The sequence below is a fragment of the Variovorax sp. YR634 genome, assembly GCF_900106655.1.
In the GTDB taxonomy this organism is placed as follows: Bacteria; Pseudomonadota; Gammaproteobacteria; order Burkholderiales; family Burkholderiaceae_C; genus Variovorax.
In genome coordinates this window covers 399961-416810 of record NZ_FNOL01000003.1, presented here as the reverse complement: position 1 = coordinate 416810, position 16850 = coordinate 399961, and the positions used below count along the sequence as shown (strand labels likewise).

Sequence of the window (16850 nt, the reverse complement as noted above, 5' to 3'; positions counted from 1 at the left end):
GCATCGGCTCCTAGAACGGGATGCCGTCATCGCTCTTGAAGCGATCCCGGCGAATCCACAGCGGTGTCAGCAGAGGGTCTTCCGACTGGGGACGCCGTTCCCACAGATCGAAGTAGCGTTCGAGCAGCGCTGGCTTCTCGTCGGGAAGGCAGTAGATGAATCGGGCGAAGAACCGCGCCAGGTGGGCGGCATGTCGATACTTCGCGCGGGTCCAGCGGAAGCGCTTCATGGCCGGATCCTCCGGAACTCGACCACCCAGACCCATGGGTTGGCGGCCCAGCTGCCGGCGCCGTTGATCTGCTCCCACAGCGCGCGGTAGGCATCGCGTGCCGTCTTGAAACCGAAGTGGTTGGTGCCTTCGATGCCGGCCGGCGGTTGTTCCCAGTGCCAGCCGCCCTTGCGATGAGCGCTTATGCCCTCGGCGCGCGCGTCTTCTTCACTGATGTCCTGCAGACGCTCGACACGCACGCTGGTGACTTCGAGGTCGATGCGGCTGGCCCAGCGGGGCATGTGGATGCTCACGCGGGTCTTGCCCGGCTCGGCCTCTCCATTGAGCTCGAACCCGCGCCACTCGCTGTTGCGGTGCCCGTCAGCCTCGTATGCCAAGGGCGCCCATGGCTTGCGGTATCCCGCATCAATGCAGGACATGGCGATGGATGATGGTGACTTCCCATCCAGCGAGGCAGCAGTGCGCCACGTCTCTTTGACCCACAGCCGGTCGCCGGGCAGACCATACGGGCAGGTGATGGGTTGCGAATGCTCAGTGACTTCCCAGGTGCCGGTGCCGCAGGATGGCTCGCTGTCGTAGCAGACCGCGAAGCCATCGGCCGCAGTTGCCTCGATCCACATCTTGTCGCTCAGCCCTTTGACCACGCGGCGCGTCTGCGTCTTCGTGCCGTCGAGCAGCGCGCGCACCATGGGCGCCGAGAAAAGAATGGGGCGCTCGCGCGGCGCATCGCTCCCGGGCGATTTCCGCACAACATCGGCCACAGGCGATACCTCGTGCACGCGCAGAGGCGTGGTGCTGATGACTTCAGGCGGCGCCATGGCGGGCCTCCCGAACTTCGGAGCGCATGTCGTAACCACCCATCGCCGGCGGCTGATGCGATTCGAGCCAGACGGTGAGCACCAGGCCGTGGGCCCGGGCGTAGTCCACGAGGCGCTGCAGGTCCATCTGCACGTGCTGGATCTGCGCTGCGCGCACGCGGTCGGGGGAGGTGTCGAGGAGGTTCATACTGCGGTCCTCACAAAATGGAGACTGAAATGCACCCTGATATCAAGAAGCCAATACAGACGGCAACGGGTCCGCGCAACGTGCTGGAAGGCGAATACAAGGGCACGAAGATCGAGGTGGTGTCCGGGTACGACGTGACCCACGACAACTGGCCTTTCCACGTCTACTTGATAGCGCCTGATGGCCAGAAGGCCAGGCTGTTCGACGTGCCGAGCCAGCACCGCGCCAACTCTCTGAACCGCGCGTTTGAGCAAGGCATGCAGATGGCCGTGCAACACCTCACGCCGCGCGATGGCGGTTTTCAACGCGAAGTGAAGATCTGATAGGCGAAGATGCCCAAGCCCACCCGCACCGCCAAGCAGCTGCATCAGCTGCTGCTTGAGCGCATCGAGGCCGTCCCGGATCTGCGTGGTCAGGTGACCGACGTTCACCGCGGCGGAGTCGTGGGTACCGGCGGCGGCAGCGACGGCGAGCCGAACTGGACCGTTCCGGTGTTGACCGACCGCGCCACCCACCGGCCGGACATTGCGCGGATCATTCGCCAACTGCAGATGCAGTTCGACCTTGAGGATTGAGCCGCGCGATACTTCGGGCTCCACTCTGAGGAGACCCCTATGTCCCGCGAACGAGAGCTGAAGACAGCCGAAGAGATCCGCGATGAGGTGCAGCGCCGCCTTGACGCTCGGATTGCGCAATCGTGGGACCCCGAAGATGCGGGCACGGTCACCGTGCAGCTTCCCCACCGTCTCGCTGAGCCCGACGAGCGTGGTTGCAACTGGGGCATCCGCGGCGTGACCGGAGATCAGGGCTACCGCAAGTTGGCTGGCATCGGCGTGCACGAGGTCATGGCGATGTGGAATTTGGCCTGACATCACGCGTCCTCCGCACTAAACAGCAAAGGCTGCACGGCGCCGTTTTGGTAGACGATGGGCATGACCGTGTCGGCAGCAGGCTCGTCGCCCTCCCAGCCATCGGGCCATGTGCCGGCGGCGATCAGCTCGCGGATGCGGGCTTCCTCCTCCGGATTGATCAGGCTGATCTGCGGGCGGCCCAGCGCCGCGGCCGCGTCGTTGCAGGCGGCCTGGATGCCGAGGATCCGGTCGAGGCCCATCTGACGGGCTTCGAGCGTGAGCGGCCCCATGCGCTGTGGGTTCTTCGCGATGCTCCCGTCCTTAAGCCGCTCGAGCCCAGCCTTCTTGATCCGGTGCTTCGGCTCACGCAATTCGCGCCACAGGGGTTTGATGCCGGTTAGCGGCTGCAGGTGGCTCCACTTCGGCAGCAGCAGCACGGTGTTCAGCGCGGTGTCTTCGGCAGCCAGCGGGCAGCCCGTGCACCCCGTGCGCGCGTTGATCTCTTCCGCCTCGTCGCCGCCGTAGGCGTCGGCGATCATGGCCGTGCTCCAGTCGCCGAACTCCGCCTGCGGCGCCCAGTGCTTGAGCCATTCCCAGACGTGGCACACGCGCCAGTGCAGCAGCGGCGCCAGCGTGGCCAGGCGGCCGCGCAGGCCCTTGGCGTTGGGCAACACCTGCTGATACCAGCCTTGGCCGCACTCGGCGCCATCCTTGCCGCACGACATCTCAATGCGGCGGTCGCGGATGGCGCTCTCGCCTTGGCGCACGCCCGTGATCATCAGGATCTGACCTTCGAGCTGTTCGATGCGATCGCGCAGCGCCTGCTCCATCGGGTCGATCTTGATCTGGCGCGTGCACCAGCGCAGCGTGTTGTTGTTCGGCGGTGGCACGCCACGGCCGAGGATGTAGACCATGAAACGCTTGTCCATCGGCGCCGTCACGACCTCGACCTGGATGCCGCGCTCGCGCAGCTCGTCCATGATCTGGGCGGCGGCGATGGCCAGCGGCGGCAGTTCTTGTCGCGTGTCGGCGTAGAAGACGGTGAGCGTCTTCGGTGCCTTGATCCGGCCGGTATCGATCAGCCAGATAACGATCGTCAGCGTCGCGCTGCTGTCTTTGCCACCAGACCAGGCGATGCCCCAGTGCGGGTGGTCGGGCCCGTAGGCCTGCAGCGACTGCACCGTGAGCTCGATGCTCTCGGTCATCTGCAGGCGCTGGCCGTCATCGAAGAATGTGGATTGGTGCGCGCGCATCAGAACAAGCTCCGTTGGCCGCGATGCCCTGCCACGCGGCGCTTCTTCGCCCAGCCCAGCAGAGTGGCGCGCCAGCCGGCATGCGGCGTGGCTCGGGCCTGCGCGAGGTACACGCGGGCCATGTGGCGGTCGGTGACGCCCATCACAGTCCTGCCTCCGGGCGCCATGCTGGGTGCTGTGTCGAACGGCGCCAGAACATCGGCTCGTCGCCGCGCATCAGCATCAAGTGGGCTACGACGTCATCGGTCGGCGTCATTGCGCCTGCCCACGACCGCGCGTAGTAGGCGATCGGGTGCATGCAAAGCGCGCACAGGATCCGCGTGGTGGTGCCATCGGCGCAGATCGCCACGGTGGGCCGCAGCCGGCGGAACAGGTAGAACACACCGGAGCGCTTGCTGCTCTCGATGAACATGCCGGTCAGCATGTATTGCTTGAACTGGCGATGGCTCACCAGGGTGCCGAGCAGATTGACAGCGTTGCTCTCCTGCTCGATACCCCAAGCCTCTGCGCAGTTGAGGGTGCTCAGAGCGAATGGCAGCGAGTGGAATGCCCGTTCAACGCCCCAATCGGTGCGGCCATCCGGCAGCCGGAAGACCACGATGTCACAGCGCCGCCGGCTGCAGTACCAGCTGTTGACCTGCTTGGCGCCGCTGTCGTCGACCTCTTCGGCCTTGCCGCTCATCGCCATCAGAGCCTGGGCGTTCGGGTAGCGAGGCTCCACCACAAGGCGCTCATCCGCCAGTGGCATGGGGATGCCAGCCCAGTCACCACGGGCATGCGCGACTTCGCGCAACTTGTTGCGCAGGAACGCGTGGCCGTCGAATTGCTCCAGGTGCGCGATGCTATCCGCCCGCGACTGGAGCGACGACGACGGCGCGTGTGCTCTCGGCCGCGACTGCGCGCTTGCCTGGTGGGCGCCCGCGGCGCGGCGCTGTTGGCGCTCCTGCTGTCGTCGTTGGGCGCGATTGAGCTTGGTCTTGTTGGTCATGTCGTTCTTCCTCGGCTGCGTCGGCCTCAGCAGCCGTGATGGGGTCAAAGTCGGCGACGATGTATTCGCAGACGGTTTCGTCGAAGTCGGTGGCGCGAACGAACTTCTTCTCGCCGTCCACCTCGACCTCCACGAGCAGCGCATAGCCGCGGCGCAGCATGTCGCGCACGATGCGAGCGGCGCGGATCCGCTCGGCAGGATTGGTGGGGTCGAACGACAGCTTGGTGTCGCCGTCCCCCACGTTCAGGATGCCGACAGTGCCAGTGGTTTCGGACAGACGTGAAGTCATCACTGCGCCCCCGGCATGGTCAGCGCCATCGCGACATCGCGCACCCAGATCGGCTGGGCCGACAGCATGAAGGTCTCACCGCTCATGGCCAGCAGCAGCGTCGTGCCCATCACTTCGCCGATCGCGCAGGCGGCATCGCTGGGGACAGCATTGCCAATGCGCTCACGCCAGGCCTGATCGCTCAGCCCGTCGAGCTCGAACTTCTCTTCCGGATCGAACAGCGACTGCAGCGCGGCGAGCTCCAGCGTGGTGAACGGACGGTGCCAGGTGCCGTCGAGTGCCTGGATGCGGCACACGACCTTGTCGGCTGGGGCGGGCATGCGTGGGTCGGCAACGCTCCACCGGCCGTTGTCATGGCCAGCAGCCGCGCTCACAGCGCCGGCGGGCTCGGTCCACGGCATCACTCCGTAGTGGCCTGCCGTCAGGTAGTTGTCGCCCTTGCCGCGCTGAATGCCGCTGCGTGGGTCCGCAACCGCGAATGCACCCTGGCCGGTCGTGCTGCCGCTGATCACCGTACCTGCCGGCTCGTCGAAGCCGGTCACCGAGTACTTGCTGAAGGGCAGACCCGGCTGCCGAGGATCGGCAACTGCTGTGCCGCCGGCAGATGGACCGGTTCCGGCCGTGACCGTCGTGCCTGGCTTATCCCAGGGCACCACGCGGAACACGTTGTTGTGACGTACTCCGCTGGCGCGCGGATCCTGCACCGCATAGGCGCCTGAGTCGTCACCGCCGATTACCGTACCGGTGCTTGAATCCCATTCCGTCACCGCGTACTTGGCGAAGGGCTTGCGGTCTTGCGGCCCGCGTGGATCAGCGACACTGAAGGTGCCTTGGCCGGGCGACTTCACGCCAATCACGGCGCCCATCGGTTCGGCCCAGTCGAGCACGCCGTATTGCTGATACTGCAGTGCGCCGGCTGGGCTGCGTGGGTCGGCCACCGCGAACTTCCCATTCGATGGCAGCGACTCCCCAGCAACGGCACCGCTGGCCTCATCCCAGGGCGTGACGCCGTAGCCAGCGGCGTAGAGTTGCTGACGCGGATCTGCCACCGAGAACGGACCATTGCTCGGGCCGCTACCAGCTTCGAGTGATCCTCCCAGCGGTTGACGCCATAGGCGCCGGTACCTTCCTGCGTGCTTGGCACGATCAGGTAGTCGCGCAGATGCCCGTTCTCCACCGCCAGCTTGTTCAGGCTGCGCCAGTCGCTGCCAGCTTCGACAAACGCGAGACGAACCCAGGTCTTCCATTGCAGCGCGGGGATGCGGTGCATCGGGCCCGCGCGCAGGTCGCCCGGCATGAGCATCTTGCCGAGCACGTCGCCCACAGCGCGCAGCGGCTTCTTCTCGGGCTCGTACAGGAACGGCGGCACCTTCTCGATGTGCCGAGCCACCAGTAGGAAGCGCTTGCGGCTCTGCGCCAGGCCGCCGAGTTCGCCGCAGTCGTGCGTGGTCTCGGCCACCGCGTAGCCGTAGCTGCGCAGCAGGGCGGTGATCTGGTCAAGCAAGTGCCTGCCGCGAGTTGCGATGCGAGGCACGTTTTCGAATACGAACAGTTCGGGCGGGTCGTTCTTCCAGGCTTCGAGCATGAGGAAGACGCCGCGCAACGTCAGGCGGTTCAGCGCCTGGTATTTGTCGGTGAGGCTCTTCGTCTGCGAGAGCAACCCGCTGAAGCCCTTGCACGGCGCCGACAGGAAGACGATGTGCGGCCGCTCGTGTCCGGCGGCGCGGTGGATGTCGGCAGTGGTCGCTTCGGCCCAGCCCGCCGGCGGCGGCCGTCCGTGGAAGGCCTCGAACTGGCTGCGATCGAAGAGATCGAGCACCGTGCCCGTAGCGTTGGCCAGGCGGTTGAAGTCCCGGATGGCCGCCGCGTCGACGTCGATGCCGCCGATGCAGCGGAACTTCGCCTGCAGGTTGCCGACGCGAGGATTGGCCTTGTTGAAGCCGCGCGCGCCGCCGCCGAGGCCCACGAAGGCGTGGAAGTGCCGGATCTCGACGATGTTCATGCTGTGGTGCTCGTGATGGTTTCAACGACCTCGCGCACAGCCTCGGCAGTGATGCCGAGGGCCTGTGCCGCAGCGCGGGCGGCTGCCTCGCGGTCAGGATTCATGGCGAGAGCGCGCGCGAACGCGGCCTTCACCTTCTCGATGGGGATGACGGTGAAGTCCATGGGTCAGGCTTCCTCGCCTTCGCCGTCCGTGTCCCTGGGCGCGTGGGTGCCGAGAAACACGTCTTCAGGCGTGAGCTTCTTCTTGGGCTCACTCGCCGGCGCGCCGGGGAACACGTCACCTTCGGTGAGCGGCTTCTCAGGCTGCTCGACCTCTGGCATGGTCAGCTGGATGGAGATGTCGCGCTGCTGCAGCACCGAGAGCGTGCCGATGATGTGGTCATCGATTTCGGATGCCGACGAGATGGCGAACTTCACCTCGGCCGAGCCGCCCTCGATGGGCGTGATCCGGAACTTGTGCACCTTGCACAGCTGCAGCACGATGGCCGTGGTTTCGTCGATGCCGTAGGCCACCTCCACGCGAGCCCCGATCTGCTGGAAGTCCAGCTTCACGGGGTAGTCCATGCCGGGCACGCGCACGTTCGGCATCTCGTCGACCGGCAGGTCCATCTCGGCTTGAGGGCTGTCGATCTCCTGTGCGAGGTTGCAGAACAGCGCGTTGCGCAGCTGCTTCTGAATCGCCGTCAGCGAGCGGTTGTTCGTGTTCCAGGCGACAGCGAGGTCGATGGCCATCACTTCTTCGTCGCCGTGCTTTTCCACACGCGTCTGGACGTTGGAGAGTTTCACGGTGGTGGGTTCGAGCAGTTCGAGCATGAGTACCTTTCAAGCGGTGAGGGGGAGGGGTTTCTTGCGGAAAATCTTGGTCAAACCGCCATCGATGGCATGCCCGCGCTTCAGCAGCGCGCGGCCGACGGCGACCTGGTCCTGATGGCTGTTGCCGGCTTGGCGCATCAGCCCGAGGTAGCTGTTGCCGGTGGCGAATAGATCAGCGGCTGGCAACGTCTCGATGCGGTGCAAGGCCGTGGCCACCGTGCGCGGCCGCGTGGTGCGGCGCCATGGCTTGATGACATGCCCGACGAAGTCGATGCCGCGGTCAACCGGCTGCAGGATGGTCTTGCTGGGGTTCAACCGCGCGCCGAGGCGTTCGGGCAGGAAGGCAGCAATGCGGTCATGCGCTTGGCGCAGCCACTGCGACGACTCGTGCAGCAGGATGAAGTCGTCGACGTAGCGCACATACCGGGTGGCGCGCAGCTGGTGCTTCGCGAACTGGTCCAGCGCGTCGAGGTGCACATTGGCGAAGAACTGGCTGCTGAGGTTGCCGATGGGCAGGCCGGTATGCGCTGGCGCGTTGAAGAGACTCTTGTGCGCCGGCACACGTGCCAGTAATTCGGCACGACCCCGTAACTCGTGGTCTTCGCGCGGATCGTGGAATAGGATGGTCTCGGCCAGCGCCAGCCAGAACGGCTCGTGTACCTTGCGCGCCAGCTGGTCGCGAAGCGTGACCTTGTCGATGGCCACGAAGAAGTTCGCCAGGTCGCACTTCAGGTAGAAGGCCGGCCGGCTCCAGTTCTGGGTGACGCTGCGGACATCGCGTTCCAGCAGCATGGCGGCGTACAGCGTGCCGCGACCTGGGATGCATGCGCTGCTCGAATGAACAAAGCTCGCGTGGAAGCGCCGAGCGATGCGGTTGTAAAGGAGGTGATGGACGATGCGGTCCCGGAAGTCCGCAGCCCAGACCTCGCGCGGCTTCGGCCGCGTGATGACGAAGCAGATCGACCGACCAGGGCGCCACGCGCCGCTGGTCAGTTCTTCATACAGAGCGCAGAGATTGCGCTCGAGCTGGCTTTCAAAGGCGAGCGCGCTGGCTGTGTTGCGCTTGCTCTTGCGGCAGTCCAGATAGGCCTGCACCAGTTCTTCGAAGGAAAACGGATATGAATCTGCGAACGAGGCGGGCGCGGCCTTCGAACTTCTTGTTGTTGTTGTTCTGGTTGCCGTTGTTGAAGTTCTGATTCCAGGCGTTGTTGCTGGAAGCCTGCGTTGGTTCGTGCTATCTACATCGCCCTGCCGAAGGTCGAAACCGATCAGCGGGGAAACTGCGCCAGACCAGGCCTGCACACTGGCAGCGGTATCTGTGATGCGCATGGCGGTGCCCTCGTGGGGCAGCGGCGCGACCAGATTCAAATTGCGCACGGGCATGGGGGCCTTGACCGTCATGCTGCAGGCGCCGTTACGTTGGAGACTTTGAGCCATCCGCCGCCCTGCTTTCCGATGTTGTCGAGCAACTGCACGGACTGGGACCACAGCTTGGTCGAGATGAACCGGCTGTCGTGGCAAACCCGCAGCAGCACAGTGGCTGCGTGCTGGCGCTGCAGCAGATCTCGGATGTGTGCCGCCCGGTCGTGCCCGCGCGTCGCATTTGCGAGCGCCATCAGGTTGACCATCTCGGTGCAGTGTCCGGTGATCTTCTCGCCCAGAGAGTTCTTGAAGCCACGCGGCATCTCTTTCTGGACGTGGAAGGCGAGCGAGACGAGCTCGCATCCCTTCTTGTAGATCGGCAGTTCGGTGTGCAGGGCCATGACTCAAAGTGCTAAAGGGTCAAAGAAACAATCTGCGAACGAGGCGGGCGCGGCCTTCGAACTTCTTGATGCCGGTGCTCTGGTAGCCGTCGTCGAAGTACTGAGTCCAGGCGCCGTCGCTGGAAGCCTGCTCACTCGACCAGTACCAGGCAGCCTTGAACTCGCTCTTCAGGTTGGCGAAGAGCAGGGACTGCTCGCGTCTGGATGGGAGCTCGCCGCCAGCCTTCTCTGCTGCGCTCTTCGCGGCGTCCCAGCTCACGTCCTCGAACTCGCCGGGCAGCAGCACCAGGTGGTGACTCGGCTTGCCCTCTTCGTTGAGGAGAAGGCCCGCATAGCGCTCGCCTGGCGCTAGCGTGATCTCGATGCCGGGGACGCTGAGGACGGTGGCTGCACTTGCGTTCAGCTTGGCGAGCAGGCGTTCGGCCCATACCTTGGCGTCGCCGACGTTGACGCCGATGGATTCGAAGCGGGCGATCATTTCGCCCAGCTTCTTCGTCTCTTCTTGGATGGTCTCTTGGGTGATGGCCATGGTGACTCCTGAAAGGATTGAAGGACTCAAGCGTTGAGCTGAATCAAGCGAACGAGGCGGGCGCGGCCTTCGAACTTCTTGCTGATGTTGCTCTGGTGGCCGTAGTAGAAGTACTGAAGCCAGGCGCGGTAGCTGGAAGCCTGCGTGCTGCTCCAGTACCAGGCCTCTTCGAACGCCTCGGCGCCACCCTTGCGGAAGGCCTCGACGCTGGTTTGCGCGGGAAGCGCCTCGGTGTACGCATCGCCCGCAGGAACGCTGCTCGTGTTCTCGCCGTCTTCGTAGGCGTAGTTCTCTTCGTCAGTGGGCTTCAGGTAGCGATAGCCCAGTTCCAGCACGTCGCGTGCGGGGATGCACCAGTCCTTGTGTCCTGCGATCTCGGCGGCCAGCGCCTGCTGTGCGATGGGGCTGCCCGCCGCGGCCATCGCCACGGTGTTCGCCATGCTGTCGTAGAAGCTGTCGGTGTTGGGCATCTGCGTGTAGCTCGGCAGCCAGAGGCCCTTGATGTCGCCGTCGGCCTTCGGTGCCCAGACGACAGCGAAGATGCCTTCGCCGATGCGGATCTGGCCGCCGTAGAAGCCGCCCTCGAAGGGCGCCCCGTGTTCGGCGGGGACAAGGATGTTGGGTTTGTCAGCGTTCATGGATAGCTCCAGTTGGTTGAGGGAAAGAAAGAGGGCGCCGCTTACGCGGTACCAGCCGAAAACACAGGGATCAGACGAGGAGGGATCAGCCGGCTGGAATACCCTAAAAGTGGTCAGGCTGCGACCGGCGCGGGGAACTTGTCGAAGGCCAGCGGCTTGATGCGTTCGGTGAAGAACACGCCCTTCGAATCGGCCGCCATGAAGTCGGCGTGCAGCTTCGCGTCGCAATCGGGGTAGTGGTAGATGTGGCCGGGACCGCGCTTGAAGGTCACGGCCAACGTCTTGCGCGCGGCGTCGTAGCCGACGGCGGCGACTTGGCGGGATTCCACGGGCGTCATCGGAATGGCGATGAACGGCTTTTCGGAGAAAGCGGCCGGAGCCGCGTAGGTCTTGGGCATGGTGGTGCTCCTGTAGTTGCGGGTGGGTGGTCAGGCGGCTTGGACGCCAGTGCGGACGCCGAGGTCGTCGGCGATGAGAGAGGGTGCCCAGCCGGGGCCCTGAATGAACTTCAGCCACGTTGCGTACGGCGTGCCCTTGTCAGCGCCCCACGAGGTGGCGGCCATGTGCAGCGCAAGTTCTTCAGGTGTTGCGAAGACGGGAGAGATCGGCGAGCCTTCGCTGACCGTCTCCCAAATCTGGAAGCCCTCGCCGGTTGGCGGTTCGCTGCGGCTCCACGCCTCGTAGAGCGCTTCTGCCTCAGCGGAGGGCCAGAGATCACCCTGGCCGTCGCAGTGCGCGCAGGAGTAGGCGAAACCACGGCGCTTGCATTCGGCTTCCACGACGATCCACTGATTGATGCTGTCGTGTCCGAAACCGGACAGGCTCCACGCGTTGACCTGCTCTGGGGTGATCTCGGGAATGGGATCGCGCTTTACCCATCCAGTGCCCGGCTGAAATTCGCTGGTGAAGTCGTGGAGACGGTCGGCTTCGATCAGCGCCGCAATGTCAGCGGCATTGAGGTGGTGGCACCAGCCGCGATTGAAGTAGGCGGCCAAACGGCCGGACTCCTGCTGAATCGCCAGTTCGCCGGAACCGTAGTACTCCGGCGCATGGGCAACATTGCGGGCAGCACAGCGCAAGACTGCCGGATGGTCGGCCGTGAAGGGCTTGCTTCCACGGTCCTCTGGCCTGAAGGCCGCGCCATTGCCGTACCACTGAGCCTTGAGGTGAAGTGCCTCCGGCGAGGAACCGGTGCCTCCACAGTGCGCGCATGCCACCGCGACATAGTGAGGGTTCAGATAGCCCGGCCAGACCGTGTTAAGCGGGTGAGCGAAGTCGAGCGGCACGCGTTTGAGTTCTCGTCCCATGCTGGTCTCCAGTCAGGCGGCCTGCTTGGCCTGGATGCCCTGCACGTGGGCCACGATTGCGGCCAGAACGTGCGGGAACTCGCTCTCGTGGTACCGGGGCGCAGCGCGCTCGCGGCCGGCAGGTTCGAAGCCTAGGCCGCGCAGACCCGCCTCGGTCACGGTGAAGTGCTGCAGCCGCTCGTTGATGGCGCCGATGCTCAGCGTGGGTGCGCTGGCGGGCGCGGCGGCCGCGCGCACTGGCATGGGGATCACGGTCGGCGCCGGCGCAGCGACGGGGGCGCTAATTGGCGTTGCCGCAGGCGGCGTGGCAGCGGCGGAGGTCGTAATTGGGGAAGCGACGGGCGCCGGAGCAGCAGCTGCAGCTTGGGCGGCCTGTTCGCGGGCAATGAGCTGGCGTTTGGCCTCCGCTTCGCGCTCGATGCGCGCCAGTTCTTCCTGGCGGATGCTTTCGCGCTGTGCTTCCAGCTTCTTCTCTTCGGCCGCGCGGTGCTCGGCAATTCGGTTCTTCACGAGCGCGGTGAGATCCTCTGGTGCCTTCTGCACGATCACCTGCGTGTCGGGGAACAGGTGCGGTGCGTCGGCTGCCAGTTCGCGCAGCGTGGTCAGATTGGTTTGGATGCGGTCTGCCGTGGCGCTGGCCGCGATCTTGGCGTTGGCCAGCGTGGTGTCGACGGCGTTCTGCATGCTGTCGAACGAGCGCATGCCTTTGATGGCGCCCCCGAAGTCGACCATCACAGCAGGCATGTACGGTTTGCCCAGGCGCGCATTCAGTGCCGCGATGTGATCGGAGAAGCCCTTGACCCCGCCGGCGACGATTTCGCCCTTGCGCGCTTCCTTGCGAGCCTTGACCAGCTTGTCCAGCTCGAGCCGCGTGGAGCGCGCCTCGGCCGTGATGTCGTCGATGGTCTTGAACAAGACGTCGATGCTCTCGGTCTGACTCAACGCGTGCTGCTTGGCGGCGGCCAGCCGGCTCTCGACCTCTCCGCACCATTTCACCGTCTTGTCGGCATTGGCGAAGTCCTGATCGGTCTTCAGATCACGGTTGATGCCGGCAAAGACTGCCAGCGCATGCTCGCGGTACTGCGCCAGGTTGCTTGCCGTCACCATGCCAGTGACTTCGATGCGCAGGGCTGGCAACGTCTCGGGCGTGCGGCCGACGACTTCAGCGACAACCTCGCCTGGGGTGTAGGTGGCGAGGTCGGTGGCAAATTGATGCCAGCCAGCGCGGATGCGATCGAACCATGCCGCGTCGGGCAAGACCTTGACCCAGACCGTCTGCTCGCGAGTGCCGTCCGAGATGGAGAAGTAGAGCCGTTCCGCCTTCGTGACCATCAGCACCTGCTGGCACTGGGGCATGTGCTCCTCGGGCACCTGGCCAGCGCGGACCAACGCGGCGTACTCCTCGTTCCACTGCTTGTTTTCCCAAGCGGCGTCTTCGGCCATCGTCAGGCCGTCGCACGATGCTGAGATTTCGCCGTCCGAGCAGGTGACCGGGTAGAGGGTTTCGCCGATCACCTCCTCCATGATCTTTCGGGCCGGCTCTTCGACTGCATGCCCGTGGTCCAGAATGTTCTTCTGCACCCAGTCGCTGAAAACCTTCGCGATGCCCGTCTTCTTCATACGCAGCAGCTCGTTGCGCGTGGTCTTCTTGGACAGGCCGAGCATGGCGGCCGCTTCACTGGCACCGAAGTGCGTGAGGCGGAATTGGTCCCAGGCATCGCTGCCCTGAATGAGTTCGTGGGTCTTCATGACAGTGGTCCTTATTCGGCGTTGAGCTCTGCGCGGCGCGCGTCGTACTTCGCGCTCAACTCGGTGCGCTGCTGCTCGTCGGTGATGGCGTTGATGAGGTCGGCGGCGACGTTGAGGGCGTCTTCGTCCTGCGCCTTGGCAAGCGCATCGGCGACCTGGGCGAAAGTCGGACCTGCAGGTGCTGCGGCTTTCGCGAGTTCGGCGGGAATCTTCTTGATCGCATCGATCTGGGCTTCGGTCAGAGTGGCGACCGTTGCGACAGTCGCGAGCACGCCGTCGACGTCCTTCTTGCCCGACTTGATGACCTTGGTCCAGATCACCATGTTCTTGGCGAACTCTTCGTCGCCCTGGGTGGGCAGAGTGGGCTTCTTTTCGGCGCCCTTGCCGTTGGTGACCTCGCCGGTGTCGGCATCAATCGTGGTGCCCTGGAAGTCGTTGATTGACTTTCCTTCCATCTCCTCGGCCGTCGGCTGAGCGCCGCCCTCGGGGAACGCCAAGCGCAGCGCTTGCGCGGCGGCGCACTTCGCGATCTGGCCGCGCGGCCGCTTCATCCACATCGAATTCGGGGCCACTGACTTCTCTTTGCCGCCCTTCACCGCGTAGTTCTCGATCCAGTACTCGATCGCGGTGAACTCTGCGATGAAGCCCCCTGCCATGGACTTCTTTACGACGACCTTCGCCCACTCGGGATAGGTGACCTCGACGCCGCCCAGCTTTTCGGTGACCATCGGACCGAACTCCGGCTCCGACTGCCCGGCGAAGTTGCCCGTGCGGGCCGCGTCAGTTCGGTACAGACCAACGCCGGGCATGACGACGTCGCGCATCTGGCCGGCCTTGCTGTCCCACATCGGAACGATGTGGACCGGCTTCTTCATCGGGTCGAGGCCTGCGGCTTTGCAATAGCCGATGACCATCTTGATCGACGGAATCGAAGCACCGGGATAGAGCGAGGATTGCAAGACCTCGATGAGTTCGCCTTCGGTCAGCGCGAGTGCGCTGCCGGGCTGCTGGTTGATGGCAAGAACGTTGCTCACTGGAAACCTTTCAGCGGAAGAGGTTGAAAACGGAAGGGAAGAAGAGGGCCAGAAAGGCGGCGGCCAAGCCGCAGCCACCGGCGACCCAGAGCCACGCCTTGATTAGCTGCAGCAGCTCGCCGATGGAGTCCCAAGACTCGGCAACCGGATCCGGCGTGTCGTCGGGGAAGTAGTGCGGGTGTGCGCGGCTCATCGCGGGCCTTTCATGGCCGCGTGCTCTGCGGCTCGGTCGTTGCCAATGTCTGCCGAGCGCTGGAGTGCGTCGGTTTCGGACGGGCTGTCGATACGCGCGCCGGCGATGTAGGCCGACAGGATCAGCAGCGCAACTGTCAGGCCCACGGCCTGGTCGGAGATGGCGCGGAGAAGGGCGGTCATGCCTACAACTCCCCAGCATCAACCAGCGCCTTGCGAGCCATCTGGTACTCGGGCGAGCCGAAACCGGCATCGATCTGGACGCGGCGGGCGCAGCGCTTCAGGGCATGGGCGAGGCCGCCCTTGGCATCGCTGGCCAGGGCGAGCCGAGCAGCGACCGAACGCTGTTGCCGCTGGGTAGCGCGGCCTTCGAAGCAGGCGAGAACCGCCTCGGCAGCGAAGTCGGGAGCGGATTGGTGTGCGGGGCTCACGATGCACCGCCTTCCGGGGGCTTCGCCAAGATGGCTGCAGCGTTCTTGCGTGCCTGCGCGCGCCGGTCGGCCCATGCGTCCTGGGCTTCCTTGCCGCGCTCGAAAGACGGCATCTCGGAGGTGCACGTCTCCAGCAGTTCGCGCAGTGCCTCCAGCGCCTCGTGCTTCAGGGCGATGTGCCAAGCCATGCGGCGCTGCAGTTTCTCGGCTGTGTCAGGGCCCGCGCTCTTGGGCAGCTCGACATCGATGTCTCGGTACTCGTCGCCACGCAAGGCGCAGAGCGCGCGTTGTTCGATCCACCGGGTGCGGCGGGTCTGGCTGCGGCTCTTGGCTGCAGTGCGAGCGATGTGGTCCAGTGCCTGCGCTAGGATCAACGGATCGACGTTCGTGGCGGCCTCGTAGGCGCGGGGGAATTCATGCGTGACGTGGCTCACGATGCGGCTCCCGCGTCCTTGGCATCCACGTGGTTCTTCACGATGGAGGCCACCACCAGGATGACGACGCCCACCAGCAGCAGGGGGGAGGAGACGACAGCGAAGAATGTCTTCATGCTGCGCTCCCAGTGGCTTTGGTCGCCACGGCGAGTGCTTCCATTGCGAGGCGCCACTGCTGCGCTCGAGTCTCGGCTCGCGATCCGAGCCACGGTGGTCGTGCGCTTCACGATCAGCCTCGAAGATCTGAGCCGCCGCGTACAGGATGGGGTCGGTGATCGGCGTGTAGTCCGAGGCCGGCCAGCAGCTGGAAGAGCCGCCGCTCATAACGTGGCCATCCACGATCTGGATGTACTGCGTAGAGAAACGGTCGCCAACGGCCGACTCGATGCGCACGAGATTGCCGCGCTGCATGTAGAAGCCGCCGACGACGGGCGTGTGCTGCGCGCTCACAGCAAGCTCCATTCCGCCGGCACGGTGCCGCGCATCTCGACCTTGTGCTCGCCGGAGACGTGGGGAACGTCCAGCTTCAAGGGGCCGTTCTTGGCTTCAAGGTACTCAGCAGCCGATACCTCAGAGACTTCGATGCCGCCGTCAGCGACCTCGATGTCGAGCGGTGAATCGAAGAGGAAATGCGGCTGGTCGAACGCCACAGGCGCGACCTTCTGCTGCAGAACCACCTTGGCGATGTGGTTGAGGGCGGCGCGCGTGCTCACAGAACACCTCGGTTCTGCTGCGAGAGCGAGAAGAGGTCCGGCCGTTCGTAGTAAGCCGGCGTCGGCTTCAGGTCGTTGCCTGCGCGGTCGATTGCCAGCGCCTGGTCTTCCGTCGGCTCGAACACCACCTCGGGGTGGTGCTTGGCTTCTACGCGGTCACGGCGCGCACTGCGCCGGCTGGCGAGATTGGAGCGGGTGAGCGCGCTCATCACGCCACCACCATCATCTGGGCGACTTCGAAGGCGTGCTTCACGGTGGCCGAAGCCTTGGCGATCACCTCGGCCGCCTGCTGCGCGGCGATGCGCTTGCCTTCGGAGACCAGCTCACGCGCCTCGTACGCCTCGATCTTGTTCAGGCCGTTGTGCGGCACGAATTCGTAGAACGTGCCCTTCGTCGCGCTGGCCAGCACATAGGCGTCCGGCTTGAAGTCGCCCGGCGTGGCCACGACAGCCACCACGGTCAGCGAAAGGAAGCCGACCTTGACGGTCTTGCCTACGGCCCAGTCTTGCTTGCTGCGATTGATCATTTGCCATCTCCTCGTCACCGCTGCGGAAGTGCAGGGCGTGCGTCGATATTAAGTGCACTAAACATTTATAGCAAGCAGACTATACATTGACCCTATAGCGGA

General features: G+C 64.8%; 26 protein-coding genes and 1 pseudogene. 3 read left to right on the top strand and 24 right to left on the bottom strand.

Going from position 1 to position 16850, the window contains the following annotated elements:
• Positions 1-10: 10 nt before the first annotated feature.
• The 3 genes from BLV60_RS08765 to BLV60_RS08755 form a co-directional block, all read right to left on the bottom strand.
• Positions 11-229: a PDDEXK family nuclease gene (locus BLV60_RS08765; protein ID WP_093053019.1), complete on the bottom strand. Its 219-nt coding sequence runs from the start codon at positions 227-229 to the stop codon at positions 11-13.
• A complete protein-coding gene (locus BLV60_RS08760) occupies positions 226-918 on the bottom strand; it encodes a hypothetical protein (protein ID WP_093053230.1) in 693 nt (230 codons plus the stop codon). Before BLV60_RS08760 ends, BLV60_RS08765 begins: the two co-directional genes overlap by 4 nt.
• Positions 919-1033: 115 nt before the next feature.
• A complete protein-coding gene (locus BLV60_RS08755) occupies positions 1034-1234 on the bottom strand; it encodes a hypothetical protein (protein ID WP_093053016.1) in 201 nt (66 codons plus the stop codon).
• Positions 1235-1263: 29 nt separating this feature from the next.
• Between BLV60_RS08755 and BLV60_RS08750 the strand changes: the two genes are divergently transcribed.
• Genes BLV60_RS08750 through BLV60_RS08740 form a run of 3 tightly spaced genes read left to right on the top strand, consistent with a single transcriptional unit; the run spans position 1264 to position 2103 of the window.
• Positions 1264-1557: a hypothetical protein gene (locus BLV60_RS08750; RefSeq protein WP_093053013.1), complete on the top strand. Its 294-nt coding sequence runs from the start codon at positions 1264-1266 to the stop codon at positions 1555-1557.
• Positions 1558-1566: 9 nt separating this feature from the next.
• Positions 1567-1809 (top strand): hypothetical protein, encoded by a 243-nt coding sequence (locus BLV60_RS08745; protein ID WP_093053009.1) that lies wholly within the window; start codon positions 1567-1569, stop codon positions 1807-1809.
• 39 nt (positions 1810-1848) lie between these two features.
• Positions 1849-2103 carry a hypothetical protein gene (locus tag BLV60_RS08740; protein WP_093053006.1) on the top strand — a complete coding sequence of 85 codons (255 nt, stop codon included), beginning with the start codon at positions 1849-1851 and terminating at the stop codon, positions 2101-2103.
• 2 nt (positions 2104-2105) lie between these two features.
• On the opposite strand, the gene BLV60_RS08735 is transcribed toward BLV60_RS08740, so the two are convergent.
• The 21 genes and pseudogenes from BLV60_RS08735 to BLV60_RS08640 form a co-directional block, all read right to left on the bottom strand.
• Entirely contained in the window at positions 2106-3338 is a 1233-nt protein-coding gene (locus BLV60_RS08735; protein WP_093053003.1) for a phosphoadenosine phosphosulfate reductase domain-containing protein, read from the bottom strand.
• On the bottom strand, positions 3338-3481 hold the full coding sequence (locus BLV60_RS34340; protein WP_176928753.1) for a hypothetical protein: 144 nt from the start codon (positions 3479-3481) through the stop codon (positions 3338-3340). Before BLV60_RS34340 ends, BLV60_RS08735 begins: the two co-directional genes overlap by 1 nt.
• The gene (locus BLV60_RS08730; protein WP_143042568.1) at positions 3481-4326 is read right to left on the bottom strand and encodes a hypothetical protein; all 846 of its coding nucleotides are present in this window, start codon (positions 4324-4326) and stop codon (positions 3481-3483) included. The genes BLV60_RS34340 and BLV60_RS08730 overlap by 1 nt, the downstream gene beginning before the upstream one ends.
• A 288-nt stretch (positions 4327-4614) precedes the next feature.
• Positions 4615-6617 (bottom strand): annotated as a pseudogene (locus tag BLV60_RS08720) (DNA cytosine methyltransferase).
• Positions 6614-6781 carry a hypothetical protein gene (locus BLV60_RS34335; protein WP_176928752.1) on the bottom strand — a complete coding sequence of 56 codons (168 nt, stop codon included), beginning with the start codon at positions 6779-6781 and terminating at the stop codon, positions 6614-6616. Before BLV60_RS34335 ends, BLV60_RS08720 begins: the two are co-directional and overlap by 4 nt.
• Before the next feature lie 3 nt (positions 6782-6784).
• The gene (locus BLV60_RS08715) at positions 6785-7432 is read right to left on the bottom strand and encodes a hypothetical protein (protein WP_093052994.1); all 648 of its coding nucleotides are present in this window, start codon (positions 7430-7432) and stop codon (positions 6785-6787) included.
• Positions 7433-7441: 9 nt separating this feature from the next.
• Positions 7442-8833 (bottom strand): RNA-directed DNA polymerase, encoded by a 1392-nt coding sequence (locus BLV60_RS08710; protein ID WP_371127357.1) that lies wholly within the window; start codon positions 8831-8833, stop codon positions 7442-7444.
• Positions 8830-9195, bottom strand: coding sequence for a four helix bundle protein (locus tag BLV60_RS08705; RefSeq protein ID WP_093052988.1), 366 nt, complete (start codon positions 9193-9195; stop codon positions 8830-8832). Before BLV60_RS08705 ends, BLV60_RS08710 begins: the two co-directional genes overlap by 4 nt.
• Before the next feature lie 19 nt (positions 9196-9214).
• Positions 9215-9724 carry a DUF1566 domain-containing protein gene (locus BLV60_RS08700; protein ID WP_256328904.1) on the bottom strand — a complete coding sequence of 170 codons (510 nt, stop codon included), beginning with the start codon at positions 9722-9724 and terminating at the stop codon, positions 9215-9217.
• A 26-nt stretch (positions 9725-9750) separates the two neighbouring features.
• Positions 9751-10362, bottom strand: coding sequence for an Lcl C-terminal domain-containing protein (locus tag BLV60_RS08695; protein WP_093052985.1), 612 nt, complete (start codon positions 10360-10362; stop codon positions 9751-9753).
• Between the two features lie 113 nt (positions 10363-10475).
• Positions 10476-10760, bottom strand: coding sequence for a KTSC domain-containing protein (locus BLV60_RS08690; protein WP_093052982.1), 285 nt, complete (start codon positions 10758-10760; stop codon positions 10476-10478).
• A gap of 30 nt (positions 10761-10790) precedes the next feature.
• Positions 10791-11669 carry a hypothetical protein gene (locus BLV60_RS08685; protein WP_143042567.1) on the bottom strand — a complete coding sequence of 293 codons (879 nt, stop codon included), beginning with the start codon at positions 11667-11669 and terminating at the stop codon, positions 10791-10793.
• Between the two features lie 12 nt (positions 11670-11681).
• Positions 11682-13418 carry a YqaJ viral recombinase family protein gene (locus tag BLV60_RS08680; protein ID WP_093052976.1) on the bottom strand — a complete coding sequence of 579 codons (1737 nt, stop codon included), beginning with the start codon at positions 13416-13418 and terminating at the stop codon, positions 11682-11684.
• Between the two features lie 11 nt (positions 13419-13429).
• Entirely contained in the window at positions 13430-14452 is a 1023-nt protein-coding gene (bet, locus tag BLV60_RS08675; RefSeq protein WP_218132214.1) for a phage recombination protein Bet, read from the bottom strand.
• Positions 14453-14462: 10 nt separating this feature from the next.
• Complete coding sequence (locus BLV60_RS08670) at positions 14463-14645, bottom strand: hypothetical protein (RefSeq protein ID WP_093052973.1); 183 nt, start codon at positions 14643-14645, stop codon at positions 14463-14465.
• Complete coding sequence (locus BLV60_RS08665; protein ID WP_093052970.1) at positions 14642-14827, bottom strand: hypothetical protein; 186 nt, start codon at positions 14825-14827, stop codon at positions 14642-14644. Before BLV60_RS08665 ends, BLV60_RS08670 begins: the two co-directional genes overlap by 4 nt.
• A 2-nt stretch (positions 14828-14829) precedes the next feature.
• On the bottom strand, positions 14830-15075 hold the full coding sequence (locus BLV60_RS08660; RefSeq protein WP_093052967.1) for a hypothetical protein: 246 nt from the start codon (positions 15073-15075) through the stop codon (positions 14830-14832).
• On the bottom strand, positions 15072-15509 hold the full coding sequence (locus tag BLV60_RS08655) for a hypothetical protein (RefSeq protein ID WP_093052965.1): 438 nt from the start codon (positions 15507-15509) through the stop codon (positions 15072-15074). Before BLV60_RS08655 ends, BLV60_RS08660 begins: the two co-directional genes overlap by 4 nt.
• A 446-nt stretch (positions 15510-15955) precedes the next feature.
• A complete protein-coding gene (locus BLV60_RS08650) occupies positions 15956-16222 on the bottom strand; it encodes a hypothetical protein (protein ID WP_093052963.1) in 267 nt (88 codons plus the stop codon).
• Complete coding sequence (locus BLV60_RS08645; protein ID WP_093052960.1) at positions 16219-16431, bottom strand: hypothetical protein; 213 nt, start codon at positions 16429-16431, stop codon at positions 16219-16221. Before BLV60_RS08645 ends, BLV60_RS08650 begins: the two co-directional genes overlap by 4 nt.
• A complete protein-coding gene (locus tag BLV60_RS08640; protein WP_093052957.1) occupies positions 16431-16748 on the bottom strand; it encodes a hypothetical protein in 318 nt (105 codons plus the stop codon). The genes BLV60_RS08645 and BLV60_RS08640 overlap by 1 nt, the downstream gene beginning before the upstream one ends.
• Positions 16749-16850 lie beyond the last annotated feature (102 nt).

Excerpts from the sequence above, each read along its gene's own strand:
- BLV60_RS08690 (WP_093052982.1), bottom strand. The coding sequence starts at position 10,760 with ATGCCCAAGACCTACGCGGCTCCGGCCGCTTTCTCCGAAAAGCCGTTC.
- BLV60_RS34340 (WP_176928753.1), bottom strand. The coding sequence starts at position 3,481 with ATGGGCGTCACCGACCGCCACATGGCCCGCGTGTACCTCGCGCAGGCC.
- BLV60_RS08750 (WP_093053013.1), top strand. The coding sequence starts at position 1,264 with ATGCACCCTGATATCAAGAAGCCAATACAGACGGCAACGGGTCCGCGC.
- BLV60_RS08745 (WP_093053009.1), top strand. The coding sequence starts at position 1,567 with ATGCCCAAGCCCACCCGCACCGCCAAGCAGCTGCATCAGCTGCTGCTT.
- BLV60_RS08765 (WP_093053019.1), bottom strand. The coding sequence starts at position 229 with ATGAAGCGCTTCCGCTGGACCCGCGCGAAGTATCGACATGCCGCCCAC.
- BLV60_RS08730 (WP_143042568.1), bottom strand. The coding sequence starts at position 4,326 with ATGACCAACAAGACCAAGCTCAATCGCGCCCAACGACGACAGCAGGAG.
- BLV60_RS08710 (WP_371127357.1), bottom strand. The coding sequence starts at position 8,833 with ATGACGGTCAAGGCCCCCATGCCCGTGCGCAATTTGAATCTGGTCGCG.
- BLV60_RS08665 (WP_093052970.1), bottom strand. The coding sequence starts at position 14,827 with ATGACCGCCCTTCTCCGCGCCATCTCCGACCAGGCCGTGGGCCTGACA.
- BLV60_RS08640 (WP_093052957.1), bottom strand. The coding sequence starts at position 16,748 with ATGATCAATCGCAGCAAGCAAGACTGGGCCGTAGGCAAGACCGTCAAG.
- BLV60_RS08735 (WP_093053003.1), bottom strand. The coding sequence starts at position 3,338 with ATGCGCGCGCACCAATCCACATTCTTCGATGACGGCCAGCGCCTGCAG.
- BLV60_RS08670 (WP_093052973.1), bottom strand. The coding sequence starts at position 14,645 with ATGAGCCGCGCACACCCGCACTACTTCCCCGACGACACGCCGGATCCG.
- BLV60_RS08685 (WP_143042567.1), bottom strand. The coding sequence starts at position 11,669 with ATGGGACGAGAACTCAAACGCGTGCCGCTCGACTTCGCTCACCCGCTT.
- BLV60_RS34335 (WP_176928752.1), bottom strand. The coding sequence starts at position 6,781 with ATGGACTTCACCGTCATCCCCATCGAGAAGGTGAAGGCCGCGTTCGCG.
- BLV60_RS08695 (WP_093052985.1), bottom strand. The coding sequence starts at position 10,362 with ATGAACGCTGACAAACCCAACATCCTTGTCCCCGCCGAACACGGGGCG.
- BLV60_RS08680 (WP_093052976.1), bottom strand. The coding sequence starts at position 13,418 with ATGAAGACCCACGAACTCATTCAGGGCAGCGATGCCTGGGACCAATTC.
- BLV60_RS08740 (WP_093053006.1), top strand. The coding sequence starts at position 1,849 with ATGTCCCGCGAACGAGAGCTGAAGACAGCCGAAGAGATCCGCGATGAG.
- BLV60_RS08645 (WP_093052960.1), bottom strand. The coding sequence starts at position 16,431 with ATGAGCGCGCTCACCCGCTCCAATCTCGCCAGCCGGCGCAGTGCGCGC.
- BLV60_RS08715 (WP_093052994.1), bottom strand. The coding sequence starts at position 7,432 with ATGCTCGAACTGCTCGAACCCACCACCGTGAAACTCTCCAACGTCCAG.
- BLV60_RS08700 (WP_256328904.1), bottom strand. The coding sequence starts at position 9,724 with ATGGCCATCACCCAAGAGACCATCCAAGAAGAGACGAAGAAGCTGGGC.
- BLV60_RS08760 (WP_093053230.1), bottom strand. The coding sequence starts at position 918 with ATGGTGCGCGCGCTGCTCGACGGCACGAAGACGCAGACGCGCCGCGTG.
- BLV60_RS08755 (WP_093053016.1), bottom strand. The coding sequence starts at position 1,234 with ATGAACCTCCTCGACACCTCCCCCGACCGCGTGCGCGCAGCGCAGATC.
- BLV60_RS08705 (WP_093052988.1), bottom strand. The coding sequence starts at position 9,195 with ATGGCCCTGCACACCGAACTGCCGATCTACAAGAAGGGATGCGAGCTC.